The 24,056-nt window shown below is 70.5% G+C and carries 22 protein-coding genes; 11 read left to right on the top strand and 11 right to left on the bottom strand.

Annotated features, from left to right (window positions below; translation table 11 throughout):
• Nucleotides 1-870: a universal stress protein gene (locus tag IG98_RS46645; RefSeq protein ID WP_051751823.1), complete on the bottom strand. Its 870-nt coding sequence runs from the start codon at nt 868-870 to the stop codon at nt 1-3.
• A gap of 257 nt (nt 871-1,127) precedes the next feature.
• On the opposite strand from IG98_RS46645, the gene IG98_RS0108290 reads away from it, so the two are divergent.
• Both IG98_RS0108290 and IG98_RS0108285 read left to right on the top strand, forming a co-directional pair.
• Entirely contained in the window at nt 1,128-3,344 is a 2,217-nt protein-coding gene (locus IG98_RS0108290; protein ID WP_030907996.1) for a thiamine pyrophosphate-dependent enzyme, read from the top strand.
• Nucleotides 3,345-3,479: 135 nt separating this feature from the next.
• Nucleotides 3,480-3,893: a DUF2730 family protein gene (locus tag IG98_RS0108285; protein WP_030907994.1), complete on the top strand. Its 414-nt coding sequence runs from the start codon at nt 3,480-3,482 to the stop codon at nt 3,891-3,893.
• Between the two features lie 44 nt (nt 3,894-3,937).
• On the opposite strand, the gene IG98_RS0108280 is transcribed toward IG98_RS0108285, so the two are convergent.
• The 3 genes from IG98_RS0108280 to IG98_RS0108270 are packed head-to-tail and all read right to left on the bottom strand — an operon-like array spanning nt 3,938 to nt 6,504.
• The gene (locus tag IG98_RS0108280) at nt 3,938-5,083 is read right to left on the bottom strand and encodes a magnesium and cobalt transport protein CorA (RefSeq protein ID WP_030907991.1); all 1,146 of its coding nucleotides are present in this window, start codon (nt 5,081-5,083) and stop codon (nt 3,938-3,940) included.
• 10 nt (nt 5,084-5,093) lie between these two features.
• Complete coding sequence (locus IG98_RS0108275; RefSeq protein WP_030907989.1) at nt 5,094-5,570, bottom strand: nuclear transport factor 2 family protein; 477 nt, start codon at nt 5,568-5,570, stop codon at nt 5,094-5,096.
• 16 nt (nt 5,571-5,586) lie between these two features.
• Nucleotides 5,587-6,504 carry an amidohydrolase family protein gene (locus IG98_RS0108270; RefSeq protein ID WP_030907987.1) on the bottom strand — a complete coding sequence of 306 codons (918 nt, stop codon included), beginning with the start codon at nt 6,502-6,504 and terminating at the stop codon, nt 5,587-5,589.
• Between the two features lie 83 nt (nt 6,505-6,587).
• On the opposite strand from IG98_RS0108270, the gene IG98_RS0108265 reads away from it, so the two are divergent.
• The 9 genes from IG98_RS0108265 (at nt 6,588) to IG98_RS0108225 (ending at nt 17,328) form a co-directional block, all read left to right on the top strand.
• The gene (locus IG98_RS0108265; RefSeq protein ID WP_030907985.1) at nt 6,588-7,304 is read left to right on the top strand and encodes a M50 family metallopeptidase; all 717 of its coding nucleotides are present in this window, start codon (nt 6,588-6,590) and stop codon (nt 7,302-7,304) included.
• Nucleotides 7,305-7,542: 238 nt separating this feature from the next.
• A complete protein-coding gene (locus IG98_RS0108260) occupies nt 7,543-8,268 on the top strand; it encodes a sensor histidine kinase (protein ID WP_051751821.1) in 726 nt (241 codons plus the stop codon).
• Nucleotides 8,269-8,416: 148 nt separating this feature from the next.
• Complete coding sequence (gene lanKC, locus IG98_RS0108255) at nt 8,417-11,053, top strand: class III lanthionine synthetase LanKC (RefSeq protein ID WP_030907980.1); 2,637 nt, start codon at nt 8,417-8,419, stop codon at nt 11,051-11,053.
• A 4-nt stretch (nt 11,054-11,057) separates the two neighbouring features.
• Entirely contained in the window at nt 11,058-11,189 is a 132-nt protein-coding gene (locus IG98_RS50225; RefSeq protein ID WP_157594223.1) for a SapB/AmfS family lanthipeptide, read from the top strand.
• A 49-nt stretch (nt 11,190-11,238) separates the two neighbouring features.
• Nucleotides 11,239-11,370: a SapB/AmfS family lanthipeptide gene (locus IG98_RS50220; protein ID WP_157594222.1), complete on the top strand. Its 132-nt coding sequence runs from the start codon at nt 11,239-11,241 to the stop codon at nt 11,368-11,370.
• A gap of 71 nt (nt 11,371-11,441) precedes the next feature.
• Entirely contained in the window at nt 11,442-13,187 is a 1,746-nt protein-coding gene (locus tag IG98_RS0108240; RefSeq protein WP_030907978.1) for an ABC transporter ATP-binding protein, read from the top strand.
• Between the two features lie 28 nt (nt 13,188-13,215).
• Nucleotides 13,216-14,907, top strand: a complete 1,692-nt coding sequence (locus tag IG98_RS0108235; protein WP_051751820.1) for an ATP-binding cassette domain-containing protein — start codon at nt 13,216-13,218, stop codon at nt 14,905-14,907.
• Between the two features lie 49 nt (nt 14,908-14,956).
• Nucleotides 14,957-16,951, top strand: coding sequence for a prolyl oligopeptidase family serine peptidase (locus IG98_RS0108230; protein ID WP_030907974.1), 1,995 nt, complete (start codon nt 14,957-14,959; stop codon nt 16,949-16,951).
• A complete protein-coding gene (locus IG98_RS0108225; RefSeq protein ID WP_030907972.1) occupies nt 16,948-17,328 on the top strand; it encodes a hypothetical protein in 381 nt (126 codons plus the stop codon). The genes IG98_RS0108230 and IG98_RS0108225 overlap by 4 nt, the downstream gene beginning before the upstream one ends.
• On the opposite strand, the gene IG98_RS54780 is transcribed toward IG98_RS0108225, so the two are convergent.
• The 7 genes from IG98_RS54780 to IG98_RS0108190 form a co-directional block, all read right to left on the bottom strand.
• On the bottom strand, nt 17,229-17,753 hold the full coding sequence (locus tag IG98_RS54780) for a DUF6461 domain-containing protein (RefSeq protein ID WP_030907970.1): 525 nt from the start codon (nt 17,751-17,753) through the stop codon (nt 17,229-17,231). The genes IG98_RS0108225 and IG98_RS54780 overlap by 100 nt on opposite strands.
• 66 nt (nt 17,754-17,819) lie before the next feature.
• Nucleotides 17,820-19,085 (bottom strand): MFS transporter, encoded by a 1,266-nt coding sequence (locus tag IG98_RS0108215; protein WP_245651445.1) that lies wholly within the window; start codon nt 19,083-19,085, stop codon nt 17,820-17,822.
• A 26-nt stretch (nt 19,086-19,111) separates the two neighbouring features.
• The gene (locus tag IG98_RS0108210) at nt 19,112-19,693 is read right to left on the bottom strand and encodes an ArsR/SmtB family transcription factor (RefSeq protein WP_030907966.1); all 582 of its coding nucleotides are present in this window, start codon (nt 19,691-19,693) and stop codon (nt 19,112-19,114) included.
• A gap of 776 nt (nt 19,694-20,469) precedes the next feature.
• Entirely contained in the window at nt 20,470-20,628 is a 159-nt protein-coding gene (locus IG98_RS50205) for a hypothetical protein (RefSeq protein WP_157594219.1), read from the bottom strand.
• A 55-nt stretch (nt 20,629-20,683) separates the two neighbouring features.
• The gene (locus IG98_RS0108200; protein WP_030907964.1) at nt 20,684-21,595 is read right to left on the bottom strand and encodes an oxidoreductase; all 912 of its coding nucleotides are present in this window, start codon (nt 21,593-21,595) and stop codon (nt 20,684-20,686) included.
• A 111-nt stretch (nt 21,596-21,706) separates the two neighbouring features.
• A complete protein-coding gene (locus tag IG98_RS0108195; protein WP_030907961.1) occupies nt 21,707-23,146 on the bottom strand; it encodes a carboxylesterase/lipase family protein in 1,440 nt (479 codons plus the stop codon).
• Between the two features lie 70 nt (nt 23,147-23,216).
• Nucleotides 23,217-23,702, bottom strand: coding sequence for a MarR family winged helix-turn-helix transcriptional regulator (locus tag IG98_RS0108190; protein ID WP_211263911.1), 486 nt, complete (start codon nt 23,700-23,702; stop codon nt 23,217-23,219).
• Between the last annotated feature and the right edge of the window lie 354 nt (nt 23,703-24,056).

Here is a 24,056-nt window from a genome sequence, read left to right as displayed (position 1 = left end):
CTAACTCATGATGTGAGCGCCCTCGCGCGGGGACGTGAGCCACGTCTGCGAGGGGTGCACCATGACCGTGCACGGCGCCTCGCGCAGCAGCATCTGGCAGGCCGGGCCGATGGCGAGGCCCGGCGGGTCGTCGTGCTCCCTGTCGGCCACCACCATCAGGTCCGAGCGATCAGCCGCGTGACGGAGCGCCTCGACGTGGGATCTCGTCTCGATCATGGTCTCCACCTCCAGTTGCGGATACCTCTCCTCCCACAGCGCGACGTTGGTGTTGAAGCGGACCGCCACCCGCCGGGTGTCGTCGGCGCCCTCGGGGCAGAGACAGATCACCAGCAGTGCCGCCCCGCGCAGCCTCGCCTCCTCGAAGGCCAGACCGAGCTCCGCCGACTCCAGGTGCGCGTCCTCCACGGCGATCGCGACGCGGTCGGTGCGGAGGTGGCCCGGCTGCCTGACGACGGCCACCGGGCAACGGGCGTGCGAGACGACCTGGACCGTCGTCGAGCCGATCTTCAGCTCGTCGAAACCACCGGAGCCGCGCGGGCCGATCGCGACCAGCTCGGCCACACCCGACACGCTCACCAGGGCCGCCCCCGGCGACCCCTCCACCAGCTGGCCGCGCACCTGCGCCCGCGGGGCCAGATCGTGCGCCAGGGCCAGCCCCCTATCCAGGATGTGCGAGCCCATGCGCCGGATGACCGCGGTGGTCTCGTGGGTGACGGAGAGCATCGGGTAGGGCCACTGCCAGGCGTGACAGATCAGCAACGGGAGGAATCTGAGGCGGGCCTCCTCAAGGGCCCAGCGCAGCGCCCGCCGGCTCTCCGCGGAGTCGTCGTATCCGACGACCACCGGTCGCTCATCGTCCTGTACCAGCATTGCGGCTCCCCTCCCGCGTCACTCACCTTCCATACTTCACTGATCCTCACGCTCGGTAAGGCGACCATCCACAAGTCTTGCCTCGTTTTCCGGCTCGCACCGGCAAAGGCACCTCCTTGACCATTGTTTCCGATAATCAGCGGTAAATTCTGACAACCCGTCATGGAAAACTGTTGAACAAGGCCGATCCTCAACCCCGCCACACCAAAGATGTCAAGGTTGGGGACGGCGTCCGCCGAGGAGGACATAATCGGGCTGTGGCGCGCGACTCCGTTGAGACCCACTTCACCGAGACCGTGGCCGCCCTCTCCCCCGGGGCGCCGCGCGATCCCAGCCTTCCCGTACGGGAGGGCACGACCCTGACCGGGGCCCGTTGCCGCGAGCTGTTCGAGTTCCAGCTGGGCAGCAGGCTGCTGGACATCACCGCCCGCTGGCTTCGCGAGCAGGGGCAGGGCTTCTACACCATCGGCTCGGCCGGACACGAGGGCAACGCCGCGATCGCCGCCGCGCTGCGCGTCACCGACCCCGTCCTCCCGCACTACCGGTCCGGCGCCTTCTACCTGACCCGGTCGGCGATGGCGGGACGGCTGCCCGAGGAGGGGATGCGCGACGTGCTGCTCGGCCTGACCGCCTCGGCCGAGGAACCGATGGCCGGCGGGCGGCACAAGGTCTTCGGCCATCCCGACCTGGCGGTGATCCCGCAGACCTCCACGATCGCCAGCCACCTGCCGCGCGCGGTGGGCGTGGCCTTCGCCATCGAGCGCACCCGCCAGCTCGGGCTGCCGGGGCCGTGGCCGGCCGACGCCATCGCGATGTGCAGCTTCGGCGACGCCTCGACGAACCACGCCAGCGCCCTGTCCGGACTCAACACCGCCGCCTACGGCTCCTACCAGAAACTGGCGCTGCCGATCCTGTTCGTCTGCGAGGACAACGGCCTGGGCATCAGCGTGCGCACCCCCGAGGGCTGGGTCAAGGCCGCCCACCACCCACTGCTGAGGTACTTCGAGGCCGACGGCTGCGACCTGGCCGACGTCCACGACGTGGCGCTGGCCGCCGCCGACCACGTCCGCTCGAATCGGGCCCCGGCGCTGCTGCGCGTCGGCACCGTCCGGCTGATGGGCCACGCGGGCTCGGACGTGGAGCTTTCCTACCGGACCAAACGGGAGATCGACGCCGACCTCGCCCGTGATCCGCTCGTCGCGACCGCCAGGCTGCTCGTCGAGGCCGGTCTGATCACCCCCGACGAGCTGTTGCTCCGCTATGAGACGACGCGCGAGCACCTGTTCAAGATGGCCATGGAGAGCTCACGGCGGCCCCGGCTGGTCTCCGCCCTCGACATCGTCGAGCCGCTGGCCCCGCGCACCCCCGCCGCCGTCGCCGCGGCCGGCAGAAACGTCGCGCCCCCCGAGGCCAGGGTAAGGGCCTTCGGCGGCAGGCTCCCCGAGCAGGAGGGTCCGCTGACCCTCTCCCAGGCCATCAACCGCACCCTCACCGACGTCCTGGCCGCCCACCCCGACGTGCTGGTCTTCGGCGAGGACGTGGCACGCAAGGGCGGCGTCTACGGCGTCACCCGCGGCCTGCAAAAACGCTTCGGCCTCGGCCGGGTCTTCGACACCCACCTCGACGAGCAGGCGGTGCTCGGCCTGGCACTCGGCTCGGGGGTCTCCGGCCTGCTGCCGGTGCCCGAGATCCAGTACCTGGCCTACCTGCACAACGCCCTGGACCAGATCCGCGGCGAGGCCGCGACGCTCCAGTTCTTCTCCCGGGGCGCCTTCCGCAACCCGATGGTGCTGCGCGTCGCCTCCTACGCCTACCAGAAGGGCTTCGGCGGCCACTTCCACAACGACAACTCCATCGCCGCGCTGCGCGACATCCCCGGCCTGGTCGTGGCCTCCCCCGCGCGTCCCGACGACGCCGCCTCGATGCTGCGCACCTGCCTGGCCGCCGCCCGCACCGACGGCAGCGTCTGCGTCTTCCTTGAGCCCATCGCGCTGTACGGCACCCGCGACATGTTCGAGGAGGGCGACAACGGCTGGCTCTCCCCGTACGCGCCCCCGGTCCGCTGGGCGGAGACGCACATCCCGATCGGGCGCGCCCGCAGCTACGGCGACGGCCGCGACCTGACGATCGTGACCTTCGGCAACGGCCTGCGGATGAGCCTGCGCGCCGCGGTCAGGCTCACCGCCGAGGGGCACAGCTGCCGGGTGCTCGACCTGCGCTGGCTCTCCCCCCTGCCGGTGGAGGATCTGATGCGGGCCGCCGAGCTGACCGGAAGGGTGCTGATCGCCGACGAGACCCGCCGTACCGGCGGGGTCTCGGAGAGCATCGTCACCGAGCTGGTCGACGCGGGTTTCACCGGCAGGATCGCCCGGGTGACCTCCTTCGACAGCTTCGTCCCGCTGGGTGAGGCGTCCAGGCACGTGCTGCTTTCGGAGGCCGAGATCGAGGCCGCCGCCCGCAAACTGCTCAGCTGATTCCGCCGGACCGAAATCCCGGAACCCGCCTCCAGCATGTCATCCGTACGTGTTCAATTGGATGCGTGCTGTCACGGATCGCGGCTCCGACTCGTAGCCGGACAGCCCTCCGTTTCCCCCTGAGCAGGAGGTACCATGCCCGGAGTGGCGATTGGAAACACAGGTCAGCGCCTGACGGAGTTGGAGGCCCATGCCTTCAAGACGAGCGCAGACCTGGCGTACATCAAGGAGACCTTGAATGATCTCCCTAAGATCGTCCGCGAGGAGGTCATGACCTACACCGCGCCGATGTTCGAAGAGATCATGAACAGGATGGCCACCAAGGAGGCCCTCTCCGCTCTCTCCACCAAGGTCGACGGGCTGGACATCAAAGTCGACAGTCTGGACATCAAAGTCGACGGTCTGGAGACCAAGGTCGACGGTCTGGATGCCCGGATGGGGTCCATGGAAGGTCGTATGGACTCCATGGAAAGCAATATGAGCTCCATGAACGCCCGCATGGACTCCATGGAGGGCAAGCTGGATCTGATCCTGGCCAAGCTCAACTGACGGTGCCGATGTGGCCAGGCGCCTCCTGCCGGGAGGTGCCCGGCTCAGAGCCAGTCCCGGCGTTTGAACACCAGGTACAGGGTGAGGCAGACGCCCGCCATGAGCAGGACCGCGAAAGGGTAGCCCCACGTCCAGTGGATCTCGGGCATCACGTCGAAGTTCATTCCGTAGATGGTGCCGACGAGGGTGGGGGCGAACAGGATGGCGGCCCAGGCGGAGATCTTCTTGACCTCCTCGTTCTGGGCGTTGCTCGCCTCGGTGAGCCTGGTCATGTGCTCGTTCTGGGCCTGGGCGACCATGGTCGAGTTGACCACGAGTATGTCGTGGAGCATCTGGCGGAAGCCGCTGACCCGCTCCGCGACGGTGATCGCGTGGTCGGCCACGTCCCGCAGGTATCTCTGCAGTTCCTCGTCCACCCCGTACTTGGCGGCCCCCGCGATGAAACCCTCGATCATGCCCAGCAGCGGCTGGGTGGCCCGCTGGAACTCGATCACCTCGCGCGACAACTCGTAGATGCGGCGGGACACCCCGGGTTCGTTGCCGAAGACCTGCACCTCGATCTCGTCGATGTCGTTCTGCAGACCGGCGACCACGGGGGCGTAGCCATCCACCACCGCGTCGAGGATGGCGTAGAGCACCGCCTGCGGCCCCTGGCCGAGCAGGTCGGGGTCGTGCTGCATCCTGCGGCGGACCTGTGACAGGTCAGGGGCCTCGCTGTGCCGTACGGTGATCACGAAGTTCCGGCCGACGAAGACGTGCAGCTCGCCGAAGTCGACCTCCTCGGCCTCGTCGAGATACCTGGCGGGGCGGAGCACCACGAACAGGGTGTCGCCGTAGCGGTCGGCCTTGGGCCGCTGGTGAGCGACGATGGCGTCCTCGACCGCCAGCTCGTGCAGGTCGAACTTCTCGGCGACGTCGAGGATGACGCTGTCCTCCGGCCGGTAGAAGCCGATCCAGGCCATGCCGTCCAGGGTGTTCTTCAGGCACTCGAAGGCGTCGGGAAGGGACTCGGGGGTGGCGGCGCGGTGCCCGTTGACGTAGATCGCGTTGTCGATGACGCGCGAGCGGGGTGGGACCGGCAGCCCGTCACCGGCGGATCTGGGGTCCATCGAACGCTCGGGGGACTCCCCACCGACGCCGGGACGCCCACGCATCAGGCTTCGCAGGCCCCGCACTCGCCGGTCGGTCACACGTGTCTCCTTATCGGGTGGTCATGAACTCTTGCAGCGACTGCATCGCGGTGTTGCGGATCTTGGCCCTGAGCATCGGGGTCCAGCCGAGGATGATCCCGGTCGGCACGCCCATGGCCATCTTGGACCAGCGCCGCAGGTCGAAGTCGTCATGGTGGCGAACGATAAGTCCGTCCTCGAAACGGAAGAGAGCGTCGATTTCATTGACGACCCTCCTGCCCGTCTTGCCGAAGGTGTAACTGGCGGTCCAGTGCGCGGTGCCCTCGTGCCGACGGACGGCGATGTCGCGGACCTTCACCCCGAGGTCGGCACTGCGGCCGAGCAGCATCCGCCACATCCCCATGACCCTGTCGCGTCCTTCGAGATCCTGGAAGACGGGGTCGCCGAACGTGACGTCGGGGTGGTAACAGCGCTCCATCTCGTCGGCGTCACGGCGTGCGAAGGCGCCATAGAACGTCTTGATGAGCTCGGCGTTTCGGTCGTTCACGAGTCTCTCCCGATCATCAATGTCCTGCTGACCGAGTGTAGTGCGCCGAAAGGTCAAGGAGATTGTCCGCGTTGTTCCAACACACCGCGCGGAGCCAGTCCTCGCCCAGGTCGAGCCTGTCCAGCGCGTGGAGCTGGTGGGCGTAGGGGTAGGGGATGTTGGGAAAGTCACTGCCGAGCAGGACCTTGCCGGCCAGCCCGAGGTCACGCAGGCGCGGCCGGAGGCGCGTGGGGAACGGCATGCCACGCTCGGCGAAGTCGGTGAAGGTCATCGTGGTGTCCAGCCGCACGTTCGGGAAGGTCTCGGCCAGCTCGAAGAACTCGTCGTACTCCGGCATGCCGAGGTGCGCCACCACCAGCGGCAGGGTGGGATGACGCTCCAGCACCCCGCCTACCGGCACCGGCCCCGTGCAGCGGCCGGGCAGCGGGATCGAGCTGGCGTGGACGACGACGGGAACGCCCCGCTCGGCCAGCAGTCCCCATACCTCGTCGATCTCCTCACGCCTGGGATCGAAGTCGCCGACCTGGAGGTGAACCTTGAAGATCCGCGCCCCACGGCCGAGCGCGTCCTGGACATAACCAAGGACTCCAGGTTCGGGGTAGAAGGTGGCCGAGGGCAGACATTCCGCCGTACGGCGGGCGAAGTCGAGGGTCCATTCGTTGAGGCTCTCGGCCATGCCCGGCCGGTGCGCGTAGGCGAGGGCGGAGAAGGCCCGTACCCCGAGCGCCCGCAGCCGGTCGACCCGCACCTCGATGGGCAGCCGGTAGTGGATCCGCCACCCTTTCCCCATCAGCGGACCGCCGTGCTCGAAGTGGTGCCAGACCCGGCGCTCCATACGCTCGGGCAGGAAGTGGACGTGCACGTCCGCCAGGCCGGGCAGACCAAGCCCACGCCACCAGGTGGGGACGTCGGCATCCGTGAGTTCCGGAATCATATTCTGCACGACCTCGACTTTATCGCCAGCACACCGGCAGTCGTGGGACGCTTTGCTCTCATGCCTCGAAGGAGAAGTGAGCGTTGTCCGACCTCTGGGTGACCCTGACCACGGCCCGTTCCGGGCCGCCCCTCTGGGTCGTACTGCTGTCCGCGCTGGCCGCACTGGGCGTGGTGTCGTGGTCCACCTCGTGGCAGTTGTCGCGAGGGCTCATCACCATCGCCCACGAGGGCGGGCACGCACTGATGGCGCTGCTCACCCGGCGCAAGCTGGAGGGCATCCGCCTGCACTCCGACACCTCCGGTGTGACTCTGACCAGGGGCAGGCCCCGCGGGCCCGGCATGATCCTGACCGCCGCCGCCGGATATGTCGCGCCGTCCCTGCTGGGGCTGGGCGGGGCGTGGCTGACCTCCTCCGGCTACGTGGAGGTGCTGATCGCAGTAGTGATCGTGCTGCTGTTCTGCATGCTGCTGCTGATCCGCAACCTGTTCGGTGTGGTGAGCCTGCTGGCGACCGGGGGCGCGATCTCCGCCTTCACCTGGTACGCCGAGCCCGACATGGACGCGGCCCTCGCCTATCTGGCCGTGTGGTTCCTGCTGCTGGGGGGCGTGCGGCCGATCGTGGAGCTACAGCGCAAGCGGCGTCACGGCCGGGCGCCCGACTCCGACGCCGATCAGCTCGCCCGGCTGACCTTCCTGCCTGGCGGGTTCTGGGTGTTCCTCTTCCTGGTGGTCGCGGGCGCCTGCCTGGTGGCCGGGGCCTATTTGCTGCTGCCTTCGGCGTTCAAGCTCTCCTGGTAACCGTCGCCCTCTTCTCCAGGTCGGTCCGGATGATTTCGCCATGCCGCACAGCACGCGTCAAAAAGCTCCGACCAGCGGCCGGCTCCCCCGTCACCCAGTTTATTTCACCTCATTTTCAGCTCATTCATCACCATTATTTCCCTATCGATGAAAGTAGCAACCGCCCTCCTCGGTTGACATTCAACAACTTCTTCGAGTTTATTGGGAGGAATATCGTTTCCGCTGTGAGAGGCGCTTCATGCCGCACCCCGCCTACCTCGTCGGAGCGGCCGGGGCGGGGATCCTGCTGATCTCTCTGGGCGTCACGCTCACCCTCACCCTGCGGATCAGGCGCCTGCGCGCCGAGCAGGAGCGCGCCCTCGCCAGGGCCTATGAGGGGTTCGCCCGCGACATGCACGACATCGTGGGGCACTGGCTCTGGCTGGCGTCCATCAAGGGGGAGCTGGCCCATCGGCGGGCCGCCGGCGACGCACGCCTGCGTGAGGATCTGGAAGAGGTGCTCCAGGCGGTGCGACAGGCCGCGCACGCGGTACGGAACGTGTCCGCGGCCCGCCACCGGCTTTCGTTCCCCGGTGAGGCCGCCCGCGCCAGAAAGCTGATGGAGGGGTTCGGGGCCTACTGCTCGGTCCGGGTGGACACCGACGAGCTGCCCGAGCCGGTGAGCACGGCGCTGGGCGCCGTGGTGCGCGAGGGCGTGACGAACATGCTGCGGCACAGCCAGGTGAAGCGGTGCGCGATCGAACTGGTCGAGCACGGCGGCCTGCTACGCCTGACCGTCGTCAACGACGGGGCACCCCGGCGGGAGGCGTCCTCCACCGGCGGTGACATCGGTGGGGACATCGGCAGCGGGGTGGGCAACCTCCGCCACCGCCTGGGCGAGCTGGGCGGCACGGTACAGGTGGCGGGCAGCGCGGACGGGTGGTTCACCCTGATAGCCGAGGTTCCCGGCAATTATTCCGAATAACCTTCATGTCTCTCACAAAAGCGCAGGTAGCGCCCACTTTCACGGTCAACACTATGCGTTTCGCATATACGAGTGGTTTAGTTTGTAACTAGTGATTTCTCGGGTTATCCGTAATTCTCTCTTCTGGAAGACAGCAGGGGAGAATGCCGTGGATGACCAGTATGAGCTTTATTGCCTGGCGGACCCGCTTTTTTATGACACGCTTGACGGCCGGCGGAGCGACCACCCCGATTTCGCGCTCGCGGCCCGAGAGGTCCCGGACGGCTGGCAGCACCAGGCGACCGACACCTGGATGCACTACGCGCCGCTCGCGGGCCGCATCCCCGCCCAGGGCTGGAAGATCCACGTCTCGGCCCGCACCGAGGACGCCGAACGTGCCATGGAGACGGTCTGGGACTACTGCGTCCCCCGTGGCATCGCGTTCAAGTTCCTGCGCAGCCTGCCGGTCATGACCATGCTGAACTCCAAGGCCGCCCCCCGCGGCTCCAGCGGCAAGCTCGTGACGATCTACCCGGTGGACGAGGCACAGCTGGAACTCACCCTGAAGGAGCTCGACGAGCTGCTCGCGGGCGTCGAGGGACCGTACATCCTCAGCGACCTCCGCTACGGCGAGGGCCCGCTCTTCGTACGGTACGGCGGGTTCGCCGGGCGGCGCTGCCTGGCCGGCAACGGCGAGCTGGTGCTGGCCGTGGAGGACGGCGACGGGCGGCTGGTCCCCGACGTGCGCGAGCCCTCCTTCGGCGTGCCGTCCTGGGTGACGCTGCCCGCCTTCCTCGAACCCCACCTGACCGCCCGCAACGCGGTCACCACCGAGAACCTGCCGTACCGGATCGAGAGCGTCATACAGTTCTCCAACGGCGGTGGCGTCTACCTCGGCGAGGACCTGCGCACCGGGGAGCGGGTCGTGCTGAAGGAGGCCCGCCCGCACGCCGGTCTCGACGCCGCCGGCCGGGACGCCGTGGCACGGCTGGCACACGAGCGCGACATGCTGGAGCACCTGTCCGGGCTGGACGCGGTGCCCGCGCTGATCGACTACTTCACCCTGGGTGACCACCACTTCCTGGTCGAGGAGTTCGTCGACGGCAACCCGCTCCAGCGGCAGCTCGTCCAGAGATACCCGCTGACCAGGGCCACCTGCGACGGGACGGCCCTCGCCGAGTACACCGCCTGGGTGCTCGGCACGCTTCCCAAGGTGCGGCGGGCGATCGAGTCCCTGCACGGACGCGGGGTGGTCTTCGGCGACCTGCACCCGAACAACATCCTGGTGACCGAGGACGGCCGCCTGGTGCTGATCGACTACGAGGTGGCGACCTTCGGCACCGATCGCGGCCGCGCGGCGCTCGCCCATCCGGCATTCGGCGCGCCGGCCGACCGGCAGGGCACGGACGTCGACCGCTACGCCCTCGCCTGCCTCTGCCTCGGCCTGTTCGCCCCCCAGCTCACGATCATGCTGCCGCTCGACCGCGCCAAGGTGGTCGACCTGGCCAGGCTCATCACCGAGACCTTTCCGGTGCCGCCCGAGGTGATCGACGAGGCGGTCCTGACCGTCGCGGGCCCCGCTCCGGCGGTGGTCACACCGTTCCCGAGGCCGGGCCACGACGGCTGGCCCGAGCTCAGGGAGGCGATGACCCGGGCCATCCTGGCGAGTGCCACTCCCGACCGCGACGACCGGCTCTTCCCCGGTGACGTCGCCCAGTTCCAGCCCGGCGGGGGCGTCAACCTCGCGTACGGCGCCGCGGGCGTGCTCTACGCGCTGGCGGTGACCGGGGCCGAGCGCCTCCCGGCCCACGAGGACTGGCTACGCCGCAGGGCGCTGGCCCCCGCTCCGGGAACAGGCGTCGGTTTCTACGACGGACTGCACGGCGTGGCCTACGTCCTCGACCTGCTCGGGCACCGCCAGGACGCGATCGACACCGTCGACCTGTGCCTGCGCGAGAAGTGGGAGGCGCTGGAGCTGGGGCTGTTCGGCGGCCTGGCGGGCATCGGCCTGAACCTTCTCCATCTGGGCGTCACCACCGGCGAGTCGGCCTTCACCGACCTTGCCCTGCGGATCGTCGACATCTGCTCCGACAGGCTGGGCGGGCCCGATGACGTGCCGAAGATCAGCGGCGGCAGCCATCCCCGCGCCGGGCTGATGTACGGCTCCTCCGGGCCCGCCCTTCTCTTCCTGCACGCCTACGAGCGCACCGGCGACACGTCGCTGCTCGACCGGGCGGACGCGGCGCTCCGGCAGGACCTGCGGCGCTGCGTCACCGGCGAGGACGGAACCCTCCAGGTCGACCAGGGATGGCGCACGCTGCCCTACCTGGACGAGGGGTCCGTGGGCATCGGCATGGTGCTCGCCCGCCACCTGGCCCACCGCGACGACGCGGACCTCCGTACCGCGCTCGACGGCTGCCGGCTCGTCACCCGGGGACGGTACTTCGTGCAGTCCGGCCTGTTCACCGGCAGGAGCGGCGTGCTCGCCGCCCTCGGCTGGGGCCTGGGACCCGAGACCCTCCGTACCGACCACACAGACCTGGCCGCGCAGCTGCGCGGGCTCGGCTGGCACGCGCTGCCCCACGGCGGCGGGCTGGCCTTCCCCGGCGACCAGTTGCTCAGGCTCTCCATGGACTTCGCGACCGGCACGGCCGGAGTCCTGTTCGCGATGAGCGCCGTGCTGCACGACCGGCCGGCGTTCCTCCCCTTCATCGAGCCGCCCGGCGGCATGAACGCCCCTGCCGGGGCGTCCGCGCACGGATCCGCCGGGCGGTTTGGCACCTACGACCCCTCGAAGGAGGTGTAACGACATGGTTCTTCTCGACCTGCAGTCCCTGGAGACCCCCGGCGGCGGCCACGGCGGCGGCGGTGGCAGCACCCTCACCGTCCTCGGTTGCGAGTCCGGCCGGCCCAGCAACCTGAGCCTGCTGCTCTGCCACTAGTCCTCCCGTTCCACGAAAACCCAGAGAACCTAGAAACGGAGCCATTCCCATGGTCCTTCTCGACCTGCAGTCCCTGGAGACCCCCGGCGGCGGCCACGACGGCGGCGGTGGCAGCACCCTCACCGTCCTCGGTTGCGAGTCCGGCCGGCCCAGCAACCTGAGCCTGCTGCTCTGCCACTAGTGAGACCCCGTGCCCGGGACGGCCAGCGACGGCGGCCGCCCCGGGCACACCCGTTCCAGGAAGGAGGGACCGTGCGGGCAGCCGACCGGCTGGTGGCCGAGACCGTACGGCGCGGCGGACCCTGGCTGGCCGTCCTCGCGGTCACCTCCGTGCTGGGCGCGTTCGCCCAGCTCGCGCTCCCCCTGGTGCTGGGCAGGACCGTCGATGCGCTCGTGGCCGACGGCACGGGCGCGGCGACCTGGCTCGGCGCCTGCGCGGGCGTGGTCATCCTGACCGTGGCCTGCGACACCCTCGGCGTCTGGGCCTCGGGATCGAGCGGCGCACGCTCCTCGGCCTGGCTCAGGGAACGGGTGGTGCGCGGCGTCCTCGGTATCGGGCCGGCGATCACCCGCCGGTTCCCCGAGGGGGAACTGGTCACCCGGATGGGCCTGAACACCGAGGAGATCGGACGCGTCCCGGAGTCGCTCGTCACCGGGGCGGCGCTGGTCATCCCCACCGCGGGCGGCGTCGTGGCCCTCACCCTCATCGATCCCCTGCTGACCGCGACGCTGGTCGTCGGGCTCGTCCTCATCGCGTTCGTACTGCGCTCCTTCCTCACCGTGAGCACCGCGATCGCGAGCGACTACCAGGCGGCGCAGGGCGACATCGCCGCCCGTCTCGTCGACGCACTCGCCGGGGCCCGCACGATCGCCGCGGCCGGTACCGCCGATCGGGAGCGGGCGCGGGTGCTGACCGCGCTGCCCCTGCTGCGCAGGCATGCCATGGCCATGTGGCGGGCCAACGCGCGGGCCGGTGTGCAGGCCGGCGCCGTGGTCCCGCTGCTGGAGGTCGCGGTGCTCGGGGTGGGCGGACTGCGACTGGCCGCCGGAGACCTCACGGCCGGCGAGTTGTACGCCGCCGCCCGCTACGTCGTGCTCGGCGCCGGCCTCGGCTCGGCACTCGGCTACGTCGGCCGCCTGGCCCGGGCGCGGGCCGCCGCCACCAGGGTGGACGAACTGGTCGCCGAGAGCCCCCGGGCCTACGGCACCCGGCCGCTGCCGCCGGGCCCCGGCACGCTGGAGCTCCGCGGCGTGGACGCGGGCGGCCTACGCGAGGTGGACCTCGTCATCCCCGGCGGGCAGGCGGTGGCCGTGGTCGGCCGCTCGGGCGCCGGCAAGTCGCTGCTCGCCGCGGTCGCCGGACGGCTGGTGGACCCGCGCCACGGCACGGTCCACCTCGACGGCGTCCCGTTGCCGGAACTCTCCCGCGAGGCGCTCCGCCGGGCCGTCGGGTACGCCTTCGAGCGCCCGGTCCTGCTCGGCGACACCGTCGCCGCCGCGATCGCCCTGGGCACCGACACCCCCGCTCGCACCCCCGGCACCGGCCGCCACGGTCGTCGCCGCACCGGTGACGGCCGGGTCGAGCAACCAGGCGCGAACAGGGAGGTCGTGCGGGCCGCCGCACGGGCGGCCCGCGCCGACACCTTCGTCCGGCGCCTCCCGCTCGGATACGACACGCCACTGCGGGAGGCGCCCATGTCCGGCGGTGAGCGGCAAAGACTCGGCCTGGCCCGCGCCTTCGCGCAGGGGCGGCGCCTGCTCATCCTGGACGACGCCACCTCAAGCCTGGACACCGTCACCGAGCACCAGGTCGCCCGGACACTGTCCGGGGAGCTGCGCGACCGCACCCGGCTGATCGTGACCCACCGGGTGGCGACCGCCGCGGCCGCCGACCGGGTGATCTGGCTGGACGACGGCCGGGTACGCGCCTGCGGCAGCCACCATGCCCTCTGGGCCGACCCGGCCTACCGTGCCGTCTTCCAGGCGGGTGCCTCGTGACCGCCGCAGACCCGTACGGGGGTGCCAGGTGAACCGGCCCATCCGGCGGGCGCTCGTCAGGGACCCGTACCAGCTGGTCAGGCTCGCGGGCTGGTCAGTGGCGGAGACCGCGCCCGCGCTGGTCATCGGCCTGGCCATCGCGCGGGCGATCGACGACGGCTTCGGCGCGGGACGCCCCGCGACCGGGTTCGCCTGGCTGGCCCTGCTCGGCGGCGCCTGGCTGCTGGCCGCCGTCGGCGCGCGTCAGGTGGTGCTGGCCGTCGCCGCGATCGTGGAGCCGTTCCGCGAGGAACTACTCGCGCATGTCGTCGACGACGCGCTGCGCCACTCGGTCGCCTCCGGACGGGGGCCGGGGGCGGGAGCGGTGGCCCGCGCCAACCTCCAGGTCGAACTGGCCCGCGACGCCTTCGCCTCGGTCATCACCGTGGTCAGGTCGTTCGCGTTCACCGTGGTGAGCGTGGCGCTCGGGCTGGCGACCCTCGTCCCCGGGGTGCTCGTGCTGGTGCTGCCGCCGTTCTGCGCGGGCCTCGTCCTCTTCTCCCTGTCGCTGCGCGCCCTGGCCGGGCGGCAGCGGGACTTCATCCTGGCCGACGAGCGTACCGCCGGGGCACTGGCCGACATGGTGGGCGGGCTGCGCGACATCACCGCCTGCCGGGCCGAGGAGCGGGTCGCGGGTGACGTCGGCCTCCGGGTGACCGAGCAGGCCCGCGCGGCCAGGTCGCTGGCGCGGGTGACCGCACTGCGCACCGCGTCGCTGGCGGTGGGCGGCTGGCTGCCGGTACTGCTGGTGCTGGCCGGGACCCCCTGGCTGCTCCACGAGGGCGCGGGTGCCGGGGTGATCCTGGGCGCGCTGGCCTACGTCACCCAGTCGCTGGCACCCGCGCTCGGCAACCTCGTGGAGGGGCTGGGGATCAACGGCGTCCGGCTCCGGGTGGCACTCGACCGGCTGCTGCGCGACGGTGAGCCGCCCGTACCGGCGCGCGGGCGGCTCGCGGCCGAGAGCGGCGGTGCCGAGCTGCGCGGCGTGACGTTCGCCTACGGCCCGCACGCCGAACCGGTGATCGACCGCCTCGACCTGTCGGTCCCCGAGGGGGACCACATCGCCGTGGTCGGGCCGAGCGGCATCGGCAAGTCCACCCTCGCCGCGCTGCTGACCGGCGTGCTGCTGCCGGGCTCCGGCCAGGTCATGGTGGGCGGCGTGGCCGCCGACCGCCTCGACCCCGCCGACCGGGTGCTCATCCCCCAGCAGGCGTACGTCTTCCGCGGCTCCCTGCTGGAGAACCTGACCTACCTGTCCGACGCCCCGAAGGAGGCGGTGGACGAGGCCGTGGCCGCGGTCGGCCTGACGAACCTGGTGGCGCGGCTGGACGGCTACTCCGCCGAGGTCGACTCCGGCCTGCTCTCACCCGCCGAGCAGCAGTTGGTCGCCCTGGCCCGCGCCTACCTGGCCCCGGCCCGGCTGGTGATCCTCGACGAGGCGACCTGCCATCTGGATCCGGCGGCCGAGGCCCGCGCGGAGGAGGCGTTCGCCCGCCGGGGCGGCACGCTCCTGGTCATCGCCCACCGGCTGACCTCCGCCCTGCGGGCCCGGCGGATCCTCGTGATGGACGGCACCAGCGTCCGGCTGGGCACGCACGAGGAGATGCTCGCCGCCTCTCCGCTCTACGCCGACCTGGCCGGACGGTGGAATCCGTCGAGCAGACAGGAGCTGGTGCCTTGATCCTCTTCCCTGAGCCGAAGCCCGAGGTATCCACGCCGAAGGAGATTCGATGATCTATCCTCCCGCCGAGCGGCAACCGGTCGTCGACCACCTGCACGGCCACCCGGTGCCCGACCCGTACCGCTGGCTGGAAGACTCAGCCAGCCCCGAGACGCGGGGCTGGTTGTCCGCCCAGGAGGAGCTGTGGCGCGGCCACGCCGCCGCGCTGCCCGGACACGACCGGTGGCACGCGCGGGTGGCCGCGCTGACCGGCGCCGGGATGGCCGGCGTGCCGATGTGGCGCGGCGGGAGCCGGTTCTTCCTGCGTCGTACGGCCTCCCAGGAACACGCGGTCCTCTATCGCACCGGCCCCGGCGGGGCCGAGGAGGTGCTGATCGACCCGATGGGGCTGGACCCGAGCGGGCTAACCACCCTCGACCACTGGCAGCCCGACGCGGACGGCCGGCTGGTGGCCTACCAGCTCTCCACACACGGCGACGAGCGCTCGGAGCTGCGGGTGATGGACGTCGCCACCCGGCGGGTGGTCGACGGCCCGATCGACCGCTGCCGGTACTCCCCGGTGGCGTGGCTGCCCGACGGCAAGGCGTTCTTCTACGTCCGCGCCCGCCAGATCCGCCTGCACCGGCTCGGCACCCCGGCCGAGGACGACGCTGTGATCATGGGCGAGGACCGCTCCTACGGGCTGGGGATCAGCTACAACGGGCGCTGGCTGACCGTCTCGGCGGCGGCGGACGACGGCAACGACCTCTGGCTGGCCGACCTGTCCACCTCCTCCCCCGAGCGCCCCGACCTGCGGGTCGTCCAGCGGGCGGCGGGGGCGGTGACGGTGCCCGCGGTCGGCCGCGACGGGCGCCTGTACCTGCTCACCACCCTGGACGCGCCACGGGGACGGCTCTGCGTGGCCGACCCGGCGCGCCCCGGCGCCGAGCACTGGATCGAGCTGGTCGGCGAGGACCCGGAGGCGGTGATCGGCGAGTTCGCGATCGCCGGACAGACGCTGCTCGTCGGCTGGACCCGGCACGCGGTCGGCGAGATCAGCGTCCACGACCTGGCGACCGGGAAGCGGCGTGGCCTGGTGCCGCTGCCGGGGCTCGGCTCGGCCGGCGCGATGACCACCCGTCCCGAGGGCGGCCACGAGGTCTGGTTCACCTACACCGACAGCGTCACCCCGCCGGGCGTGCACCGCTACGACACCCGTACCGGGCGGACCTCGCTGTGCAGTGCCGCGCCCGGCACGGTGCGGGTGCCGGAGCTGGAGGCCCGGCAGGTGGTCTTCGCCTCGGCGGACGGCACCCCGGTGCGGATGGTCGTGCTGGCGCGGCCCGGCTCGGGCCCCCGGCCCACGATCCTGTACGGCTACGGCGGCTTCGGGCTCTCGCTCACCCCCTCGTACTCCAGCTACGTCCTGCCCTGGGTCGAGGCCGGCGGGGTGTTCGCCCTCGCCCAGCTGCGCGGCGGCGGCGAGGAGGGCGCCGCCTGGCACCGCGACGGCATGCTGGAGCGCAAGCAGAACGTCTTCGACGACTTCGCGGCGGCGGCCGAGGCGCTCGTCTCCGGCGGCTGGACCACTCCCGCGCAACTGGGCGCCTGCGGCGAGTCCAACGGCGGGCTACTGGTCGGCGCCGCGCTGACCCAGCGCCCCGAGCTGTTCGCCGCCGCGGTCTGCTCGGCGCCGCTGCTCGACATGGTCCGCTACGAGTGCTCGGGGCTCGGCCCGGCCTGGCGTTCGGAGTACGGCTCGGCCGACGACCCCGAGCAACTGGCCTGGCTGCTGTCCTACTCCCCCTACCACCGCGTCGCCGAGGGCGTCGACTACCCGGCGATGCTGCTGACCACCTTCGGCGGCGACTCCCGGGTCGATCCCCTGCACGCGCGCAAGATGTGCGCGGCACTGCAGTGGGCGACCTCGGGCTCACGGCCGATCCTGCTCCGCCACGAGGAGGGCGTCGGCCACGGCTCCCGCGCGACCGGCCGCGCGATCGCCCTGGCCGCCGACCTGCTCACCTTCCTCGCGGCCCACACCGGCCTGGAGCTCCATACGTGAAGCCCCTGGTCACCGCCACCGGCCCCGAGGTCAGGAAGGCGGGCAGTGGTCGAGGAAGGCCGATGCCCACGGTTGCGTGGGGAGTCGGCGAGGCCGTCGGCCTGCTCGCCCCGATCTCCACGGTCGGCGCCCGCCCCGACTCCCCACGCTCCGCCCTGCTGCACGCCACCTTCCTCACCCACGCCCACCTGCTCCGCGGCGACACCGAAGCGGCGGTCGACACGGGCCGGGCCGCACTCACCCGCCTGGACGAGGTCCAGTCGATCCGCGCCCTCACCTACCTACGCCGCCTGCGCCCCGCCTTCGCCCGCCGCAGCCGCTCCCCGGCGGTCGCGGCCTTCCTCCCCCACCTCGACACCGCCCTGGCCCAGACATGATCGCCACCCACTTCCTCATCCGACCCCGCCCCTACGACCACCCGGACGCCACCCGCCTGGTCCGCGCACTCTTCGACGAACACAGCCACACCATCGAGATCAAGAAGATGTACACCGTCCCCACTCATGAAGGGATCCAACGCGGTGATGTCCGTCCCGGCGCGGAGTCCGGGGAAGGTGAAGGTGAGTCTCACCTTCATCGCGCCGTTCACCGCGTAGCCGATCTCATGATTGCCGCCGATGTCCCAGCTCACGCTCAGAACCCGGCGGCCGTCCTCGGAGAGTCGCATGAGGTTCTCTTCGAGCACGACGGCCAAACCCGCCACCTGGAGGATCAGGGTCCACGCACCGGCCCGCCCGGCCAGGATCACGCCGTCACCGTACTGGATGTCCAGGTCGTCGCCGACCCCGGCGAGGGTACACATAGTCGGGTAAGACTGCTGTCATTAGGTACACGCGAACGCGCTACGCCTGATCAGGGTGACCGGTGATCAGCGTTGCCTACGTCCCATCGTGTCAGTACTTTCCCCTGGCGCTGGTACGGCGGGTGGGCCCTGACCGCGCAGCCGGTCCATCTCCCGCCATTCGGGCCGCAGCCCCGTCAGGCTCGTGGTGAGCGCGTAGGCCGCCCCGCCTGCGAGCAGCACCGGCGCCAGCCCTGTGGCCGCCACCGCCGCCCCGCCCACCAGCCCTCCGAGAGGTATCCCGGCCCAGGAGAGGGAGTCCGTCAGCGCGTTGACCCGGCCCAGCAGGCGCCGCGGCACCCGCTCGTACGAGATCGCCCCAAGGATCGGGTTCAGGAACCCGCCGGCGAACCCGCCCACCGCGAACACCGCCACCATGGCCCATACCGGCGCGTCCACCGCCAGGATGAGGAACCGCGACGGACCGGCGAGCAGGAAGGCCACGAAGAACACCGGCCTGCGCCGCATCCGATGCGCCACGGCGGCCGCGACCAGGCTGCCGACGACGGCCGTCAACCCCATCACGCTGCTGTTCAGACCGATCATGGCGGGGCCGTAGCCGGACTCCTTGGCCCACATAGGCGCAAGCACCTGGCTGAAGGCCGCGTCGAGCAAGTTCGTGACGCCGACCATGACGACCACGGAAAGCAGCAGCGATTCGCTACGCAGGAACGCGAAGCCCTGGCCGAACCGCCGCCAGTACCCCTCTTTCACCTCCTGCGCCGACGCGCGGTGCCCCATGCCGCGGGGCAATGCCCATCCCACGATCACGGATCCGAGCGCGAAGCAGGTGACGCTGATGCCCAGGCTGGCCAGCGGCCCGAGTAGCGCTACCACCGCGCCCCCCGCCGCGGGCCCCACCGTCTGGGCCAGCCGCTCGGTCACGCCCATCAGCCCGGTGGCGCGCTCCAGCGGCACCCGCCCGCGCGCGGCCGCCTCGGGAACCATGATCTCCTTGGCCAGGTCACCTGGCCCGCGGGCCGCGCCGACCACCGCGACCAGCGCGATCAGCGCGCCCAGCGGCAACAGGTCCATCGCGTGCAGAAGAACCACTGCCCCGGCCGCCGCGGCGCTCACCACGTCGCCGCTCCACGAGATCCGGCGCGGCCCGACCCGATCGACCATCGGCCCGGTCAGCGCCTTGACCAGCACATACGGGGCCATCTCCGCAAACGCCACCAACCCCGTCTGCGCCGGGCTCCCGGTCGTCGTCAGTACGAACCAGGGCAGCGCGATGGCCGACACCCTCGTCCCGGTCAGCGACACCGTCATGGCCGCGAGCAGGCCGGCCATCGGGCGTAAGGACCCGCGCGATCCCATCACGTGCCCTCCGGCAGCTCGGGCAGGAGCTGCGTGATCAGCGAGACCCGCACGGCGCCCTCGGGCGCCGCCTCGCCGGGCACATCCCGCCGGTAGCGCGCGATCACCTCGCTCAGCTCCTCGTGCAGCCGCAGCCCCTCCTCCTGCGTCAGGCGCAGCGCGAACGAGCTGAGGTCGAGCACGTTCCGCCATTCCCTGGGCATCGTCTGCATCTCGTTTAGCGCCCGATGGGTGCGCAGGTTGTGCATGGCGGCGATGGACTGCATATACGTCAGCACCGCCTCAGGCTCGCTCTCGGACAGCTCGTCCCCGGTGAGGCGTGTGGTGTGGTGCACCGAGCGCCACCAGCGCTCGCGAGCATTGCCGCGCTCGGTGTCCTCCTCCACGAATCCGGCGGCGCCGAGCCTGCGCAGGTGGTAGCTGGCCGTGCCCGAATTCACCCCCAGGCGCTCGGCCAGGCGGGTGGCGGTGGACGGGCCGTGTTTGCGCAGCAGGTCCACGAGCTGCACCCGCACCGGGTGGGCCAGGGCCCGCAGGCCTTTGGCGTCGAGGACGACCACGCTCTCACTGGGTTCGGTCATGCCTCGAAGGCTAGACCGCAAACACTCATTCGCAAACACTCATTCGCGAAGAAATGTTGGCAATCGTTGATCGATCGATCTTGTCAACGCCCCTGAGAGGGCGTGTGAGTACGCGCGCCACGCTGCATCCTGCTCTCCCACAGGACTCCCAACCCCCGGGCGCCGTAACCTCACGAATCCGGATCAATCCGGGTCGCACATGATCGGACACGCGCAGGAATTGAGGAAAGATCCTGTTATGCCTCTGTGCGGGGCTGCCGACCTGGGCTAACGCAATCGCGTGTGTACCTGGTGGCAGCAGCCTTACCGACACATCACTCAGAACGGATCATCTGACTGTTGAACCTCAGCGCTCGGGCCCGACTCCCAAAGCGTTAAGGGCGCTGACACCGTCGGCCGCGACAGCCGCGGCTACGACGCGAACAAGAAAATCAATGGCCGCCCTCAGAAGGCTCGGAACCGACTCAGCAGCTCTTGCGTGGGCTGACTGTCCGCCTTGAACCCGACGAGATCGTGCTGGCCGCTGGGGGTAAGAAAAACAGCGCACCGACGATCCTTCCAGGAACACTGGTCCAACGGTGTGAGTTGGAGTAGTCCTCGATCCGGACGCGTTCAAGCCGCCGGGTCCGCGTGTAGGCCGTAGGCAGGAGCATCAGGCAAGGATGTCAGCACCACTCAATGGCCGGCCTGTGGAGCCGCCGAGGTTTTCAATCACCGTTCAAACACCCACTTAATGATCTTCGCGCCGCTGGCGGTGTTCTTCTTCACCCCCTTGTTCAGCCGGTCCAGCGCCGTGACGTGCCGTTTTTGAGGTCGGCGAGGAAATCGGCCGGATCGCGGGGCTTGGAGAGCGCCTCGTAGTGCACATCTCGATTGTCCTCAAAGTCGGCGGGCAGATCCCGGTCGGGGTTGCGCCGGCTGTTGCCGCCCTCCACCCAGATGAAACCTCCGCCCGGCCTTTAGAAGCTCTGGTGCCCCCGGTCCTTCTGCTCACTCCCCACTCTGCTGGAGGGAGTCGAGACGGGTCATCTCGTCCGCTGAGAGTCGCAGGGCGCCGGCGGCCACGTTGTCGGTCAGGTGGTCGGGGTCGCCGGTGCCGGGGATGGCCAGCACGTGTGGTCCGCGCTGCAACGTCCAGGCCAGCCGGACCTGCGCGGCCGTCACGCCGTGCGCGCGGGCGATGGCGAACACCTCCTCGCTGTCGGTGACGCCGGCACCCGCCTCGCGCCCGGCACCGGCGATCGCGAAGAACGGTACGAACGCGATCCCCTGTTCCCCGCAGGTACGCAGGAACTCGTGGTCCTCGGGCCGCGCGCCGATGCCGTAAGCGTTCTGCACACAGACCACCGGCGCGACGGCCTGGGCCTCGGCGAGATGTGCGGGCGTGACATTGGAGACGCCCAGGTGCCGGATCAGCCCGGCGTCGCGCAGCTCGGCCAGCGCACCGAAGTGCTCGGCGATCGAGCTGGGCGCCAGGCTCCGCGAAATGCGCAGGTTCACCACGTCGAGGTGGTCCCGGCCGAGCTGGCGCAGGTTCTCCTCGACCTGGCCGCGCAGCTGCTCCGGCCTGGCCCACAGCCACTCACCCGACGGATCCCGGCCCGGCCCGACCTTGGTGACGATGACCAGATCATCGGAGTACGGCGCCAGCGCGCGGTTGATCAGCTCGTTCGCCGAGCGCAGCGCGGAGAAGTAGAAGGCCGCGGTGTCGATGTGGTTCACCCCGAGCTCGACCGCGCGGCGCAGCACGCTGATCGCCTGGCCGCGATCGCTCGGGACGCTGTTCCCGAACACCGTGCCGCGCTGCGCCAGACGCATCGCGCCGAACCCGATCCGGTTGACCGGCAGGTCGCCGAGCTTGAAGCTGCCCGCGGCCGCGGCGGTGATCGTCTTTGCGGTCATCGAATCTCCTTGAGCGTGGAGACCCCCGCCTCCAGGTGTGAGGAGAAGGTCAAGGTCGAAGTCTGCCAGCTCCATCGACGGGACAGGGCTTCGCTGATCCCATGCTCCCGCTCATCTTGGCGCTGCGGGAGATGGCTGTGTCCGCCCCCAGATGCGGTGGGAGTCCGGTACGGGATAAGCGGTGTCGGTGGGGGTGATGTCCCAGATGCGGGTGGAGCCGAGCCGGGTGTCGAAGGGCGGCCAGCCGGGATCGCCGGTAGCGGCGAAAGCGGTCCATGCGGTGCGGATCCGATGGGACAGGGCGGCGAAGCCGGCGGGGGGCGGGGTGCCGAGGAAGCGGGCGGCGTAGCGGGTGTGCGGCAGGCCGAAGACGAACGGAAGGTCGATGCCGTGGGCGGCGCCGATCGGTCCTTGCCAGGCGAAGTCGTACAGCCAGGTGCGGCCGCCCGTCCTGGCGTGTGCTTCGGCGGTGAAGGTGGTCGGCATGCGCACCAGGGCGTCGGACATCAGCGTGGTGAACAGTTCGGTGATGGTGCTGTCGGGGTAGGCGGCCCGATAGGCCGGGGCGGCGTCGGGGGCGAGGCCGAAGCTGGTCGCGACGGCCGCCAGGTCGATCCGCGCCGGGTCGGCCGGGGACGGGAACCCGCGGTATTCGTCGTGGGTGAAGCCGCAGAGCAGGTCGATGTGGCGGGCACGCCCGTCGGCGAGAGCCTGCCAGGGAGGTGCGGTGACCAGGTCACCGTCGATGACGGGAGCGAACGCGCCGCCGGGGCGCCCGCCGGTCAGCTGGGCGTCCGGCACTTCCAGGAGGGTTTGGGCGGGCAGCGCGGCCAGAGCGTCTCGGGTAGGGGCGGTGCCGACGGCTGCCGCGAGCCGTTCGGTGACCCGCTGGGCTTCGGGGGCGCCGAGGTGGCCCGCGGGAAGGCTCTGCACGATGCACCGCCGGAACAGGCCGGCGGCGGCCGGCGCTGCGGCGAGCAGGGCGGCGGACGCGCCGCCGGCGGACTGGCCGAAGACGGTGACGTTGCCGGGGTCGCCGCCGAAAGCGGCGATGTTGTCCTGGACCCAGGCGAGCGCGGCGAGCTGGTCCAGCAGGCCGCGGTTGTCGGGTACGCCGGGCAGGTGACCGAAGCCCTCGAATCCGGTGCGGTAGTCGAAGGTCACGACGACCACTCCGGATCCGGCCAGGACCGAGCCGTCGTAGTGCGGCATCGCCGCGGCGCCGTGAGTCCACTGGCCACCGTAGATCCACACCATCACCGGCAGGCGCGTGTCCCCGGGGGCCGGGGTCCAGACGTTCACCGTCAGGCAGTCCAGGCCGTCGCCGGGCTGCCACACCGCCGGAGCCCCCGGCGCCGGCGGTCGTTGCGGTGGCGCGCCGCCGAAAGCGTCGGCCTCCCGTACTCCGTTCCAGGACGCGGCCGGTCGCGGCGGCAGGAAACGCCGCGCGCCATCGGGTGCGGCGGCGTACGGGATGCCCTTGAACGAGACGACGCCCTCGCGGGTACGGCCGCGGACCAGACCTTGCTGGGTCTGCACCGTGTCGTGCATGTGTTCCTCCTGAGCAAGGCCCCAGGCATCGATCGGTTCTGGGGCATGGTCGGCATCGAGGCGTTTTCCGTCAGCGCAGGGACTGCCAGGCGCCGGTAGGGCCGTCCTTGGCGAGCTTGGTGAGCAGGCAGTGCAGGGTCTGCTGCTCCTCAGAGGTGAGCGGGCCGAAGAACTCCGCCGAGGCCTGCTCGCTGAGCCGCTCGACTTCCCGGACCTTGTCCAGGCCGGCAGGAAGGATGTGCACCTCCATCGCGCGGCGGTCGCTGATGTGCGGCCGACGCTCCGCCAGATCCATTGCCTCCAGCTCGTTCACCAGGGTGACCATGACGGGCTTGAACACCCTCAGCCGGTCGCTCAGCCGAGCCTGGATCATCGGGCCGTGCTGAATCTGGGTGAGCACGCCCAGGTGCTGTGGTTTCAGCCCCACCTGCGCCGCGACCTGCTCATAAGCCTCGCGAGCGTGGGCCGCGACCCAGTTCAGCAGGAAGCCGGTCCACCTGGTCAGAGATTCGGGCGGTCCATCCGCGGCTTCAGCCTCAGATTCGTTAACGTTCATAACGTTAATCACTTTAACGTTTTTCGCGAGGAGCAGCCAAACCGCACTGAGGCCAACGCCGGCCCGGCCAAGCTGTGGACCAAGCAGACCCCCGTGGTGATCGAGGCCTCGCCAACCCCACCCTCCCCGCAAACGGTCGCCCCGGGAACGATCTTGGACTCAAGGGATCAAGCCGCCGGCGGCACGATCCGCACGCCGTTCAAGCGCCATCGCCATCGCCGGGCACCCCGGAGCTGTACACCGACGCGCAGGTCACAGCCTGAACCTGCCCCAAGATCGCCCGAACCTGAACGGCTCAGGGCTTTGGCGTACCGGATCGGTCTGCCGCAGCCTGTGCGATTCGACCTTCTCCCA

The sequence above is a fragment of the Streptosporangium amethystogenes genome, from assembly GCF_000721075.1.
Lineage (GTDB): Bacteria > Actinomycetota > Actinomycetes > Streptosporangiales > Streptosporangiaceae > Streptosporangium > Streptosporangium amethystogenes.
This window is presented reverse-complemented; position numbering and strand designations above follow the sequence as displayed.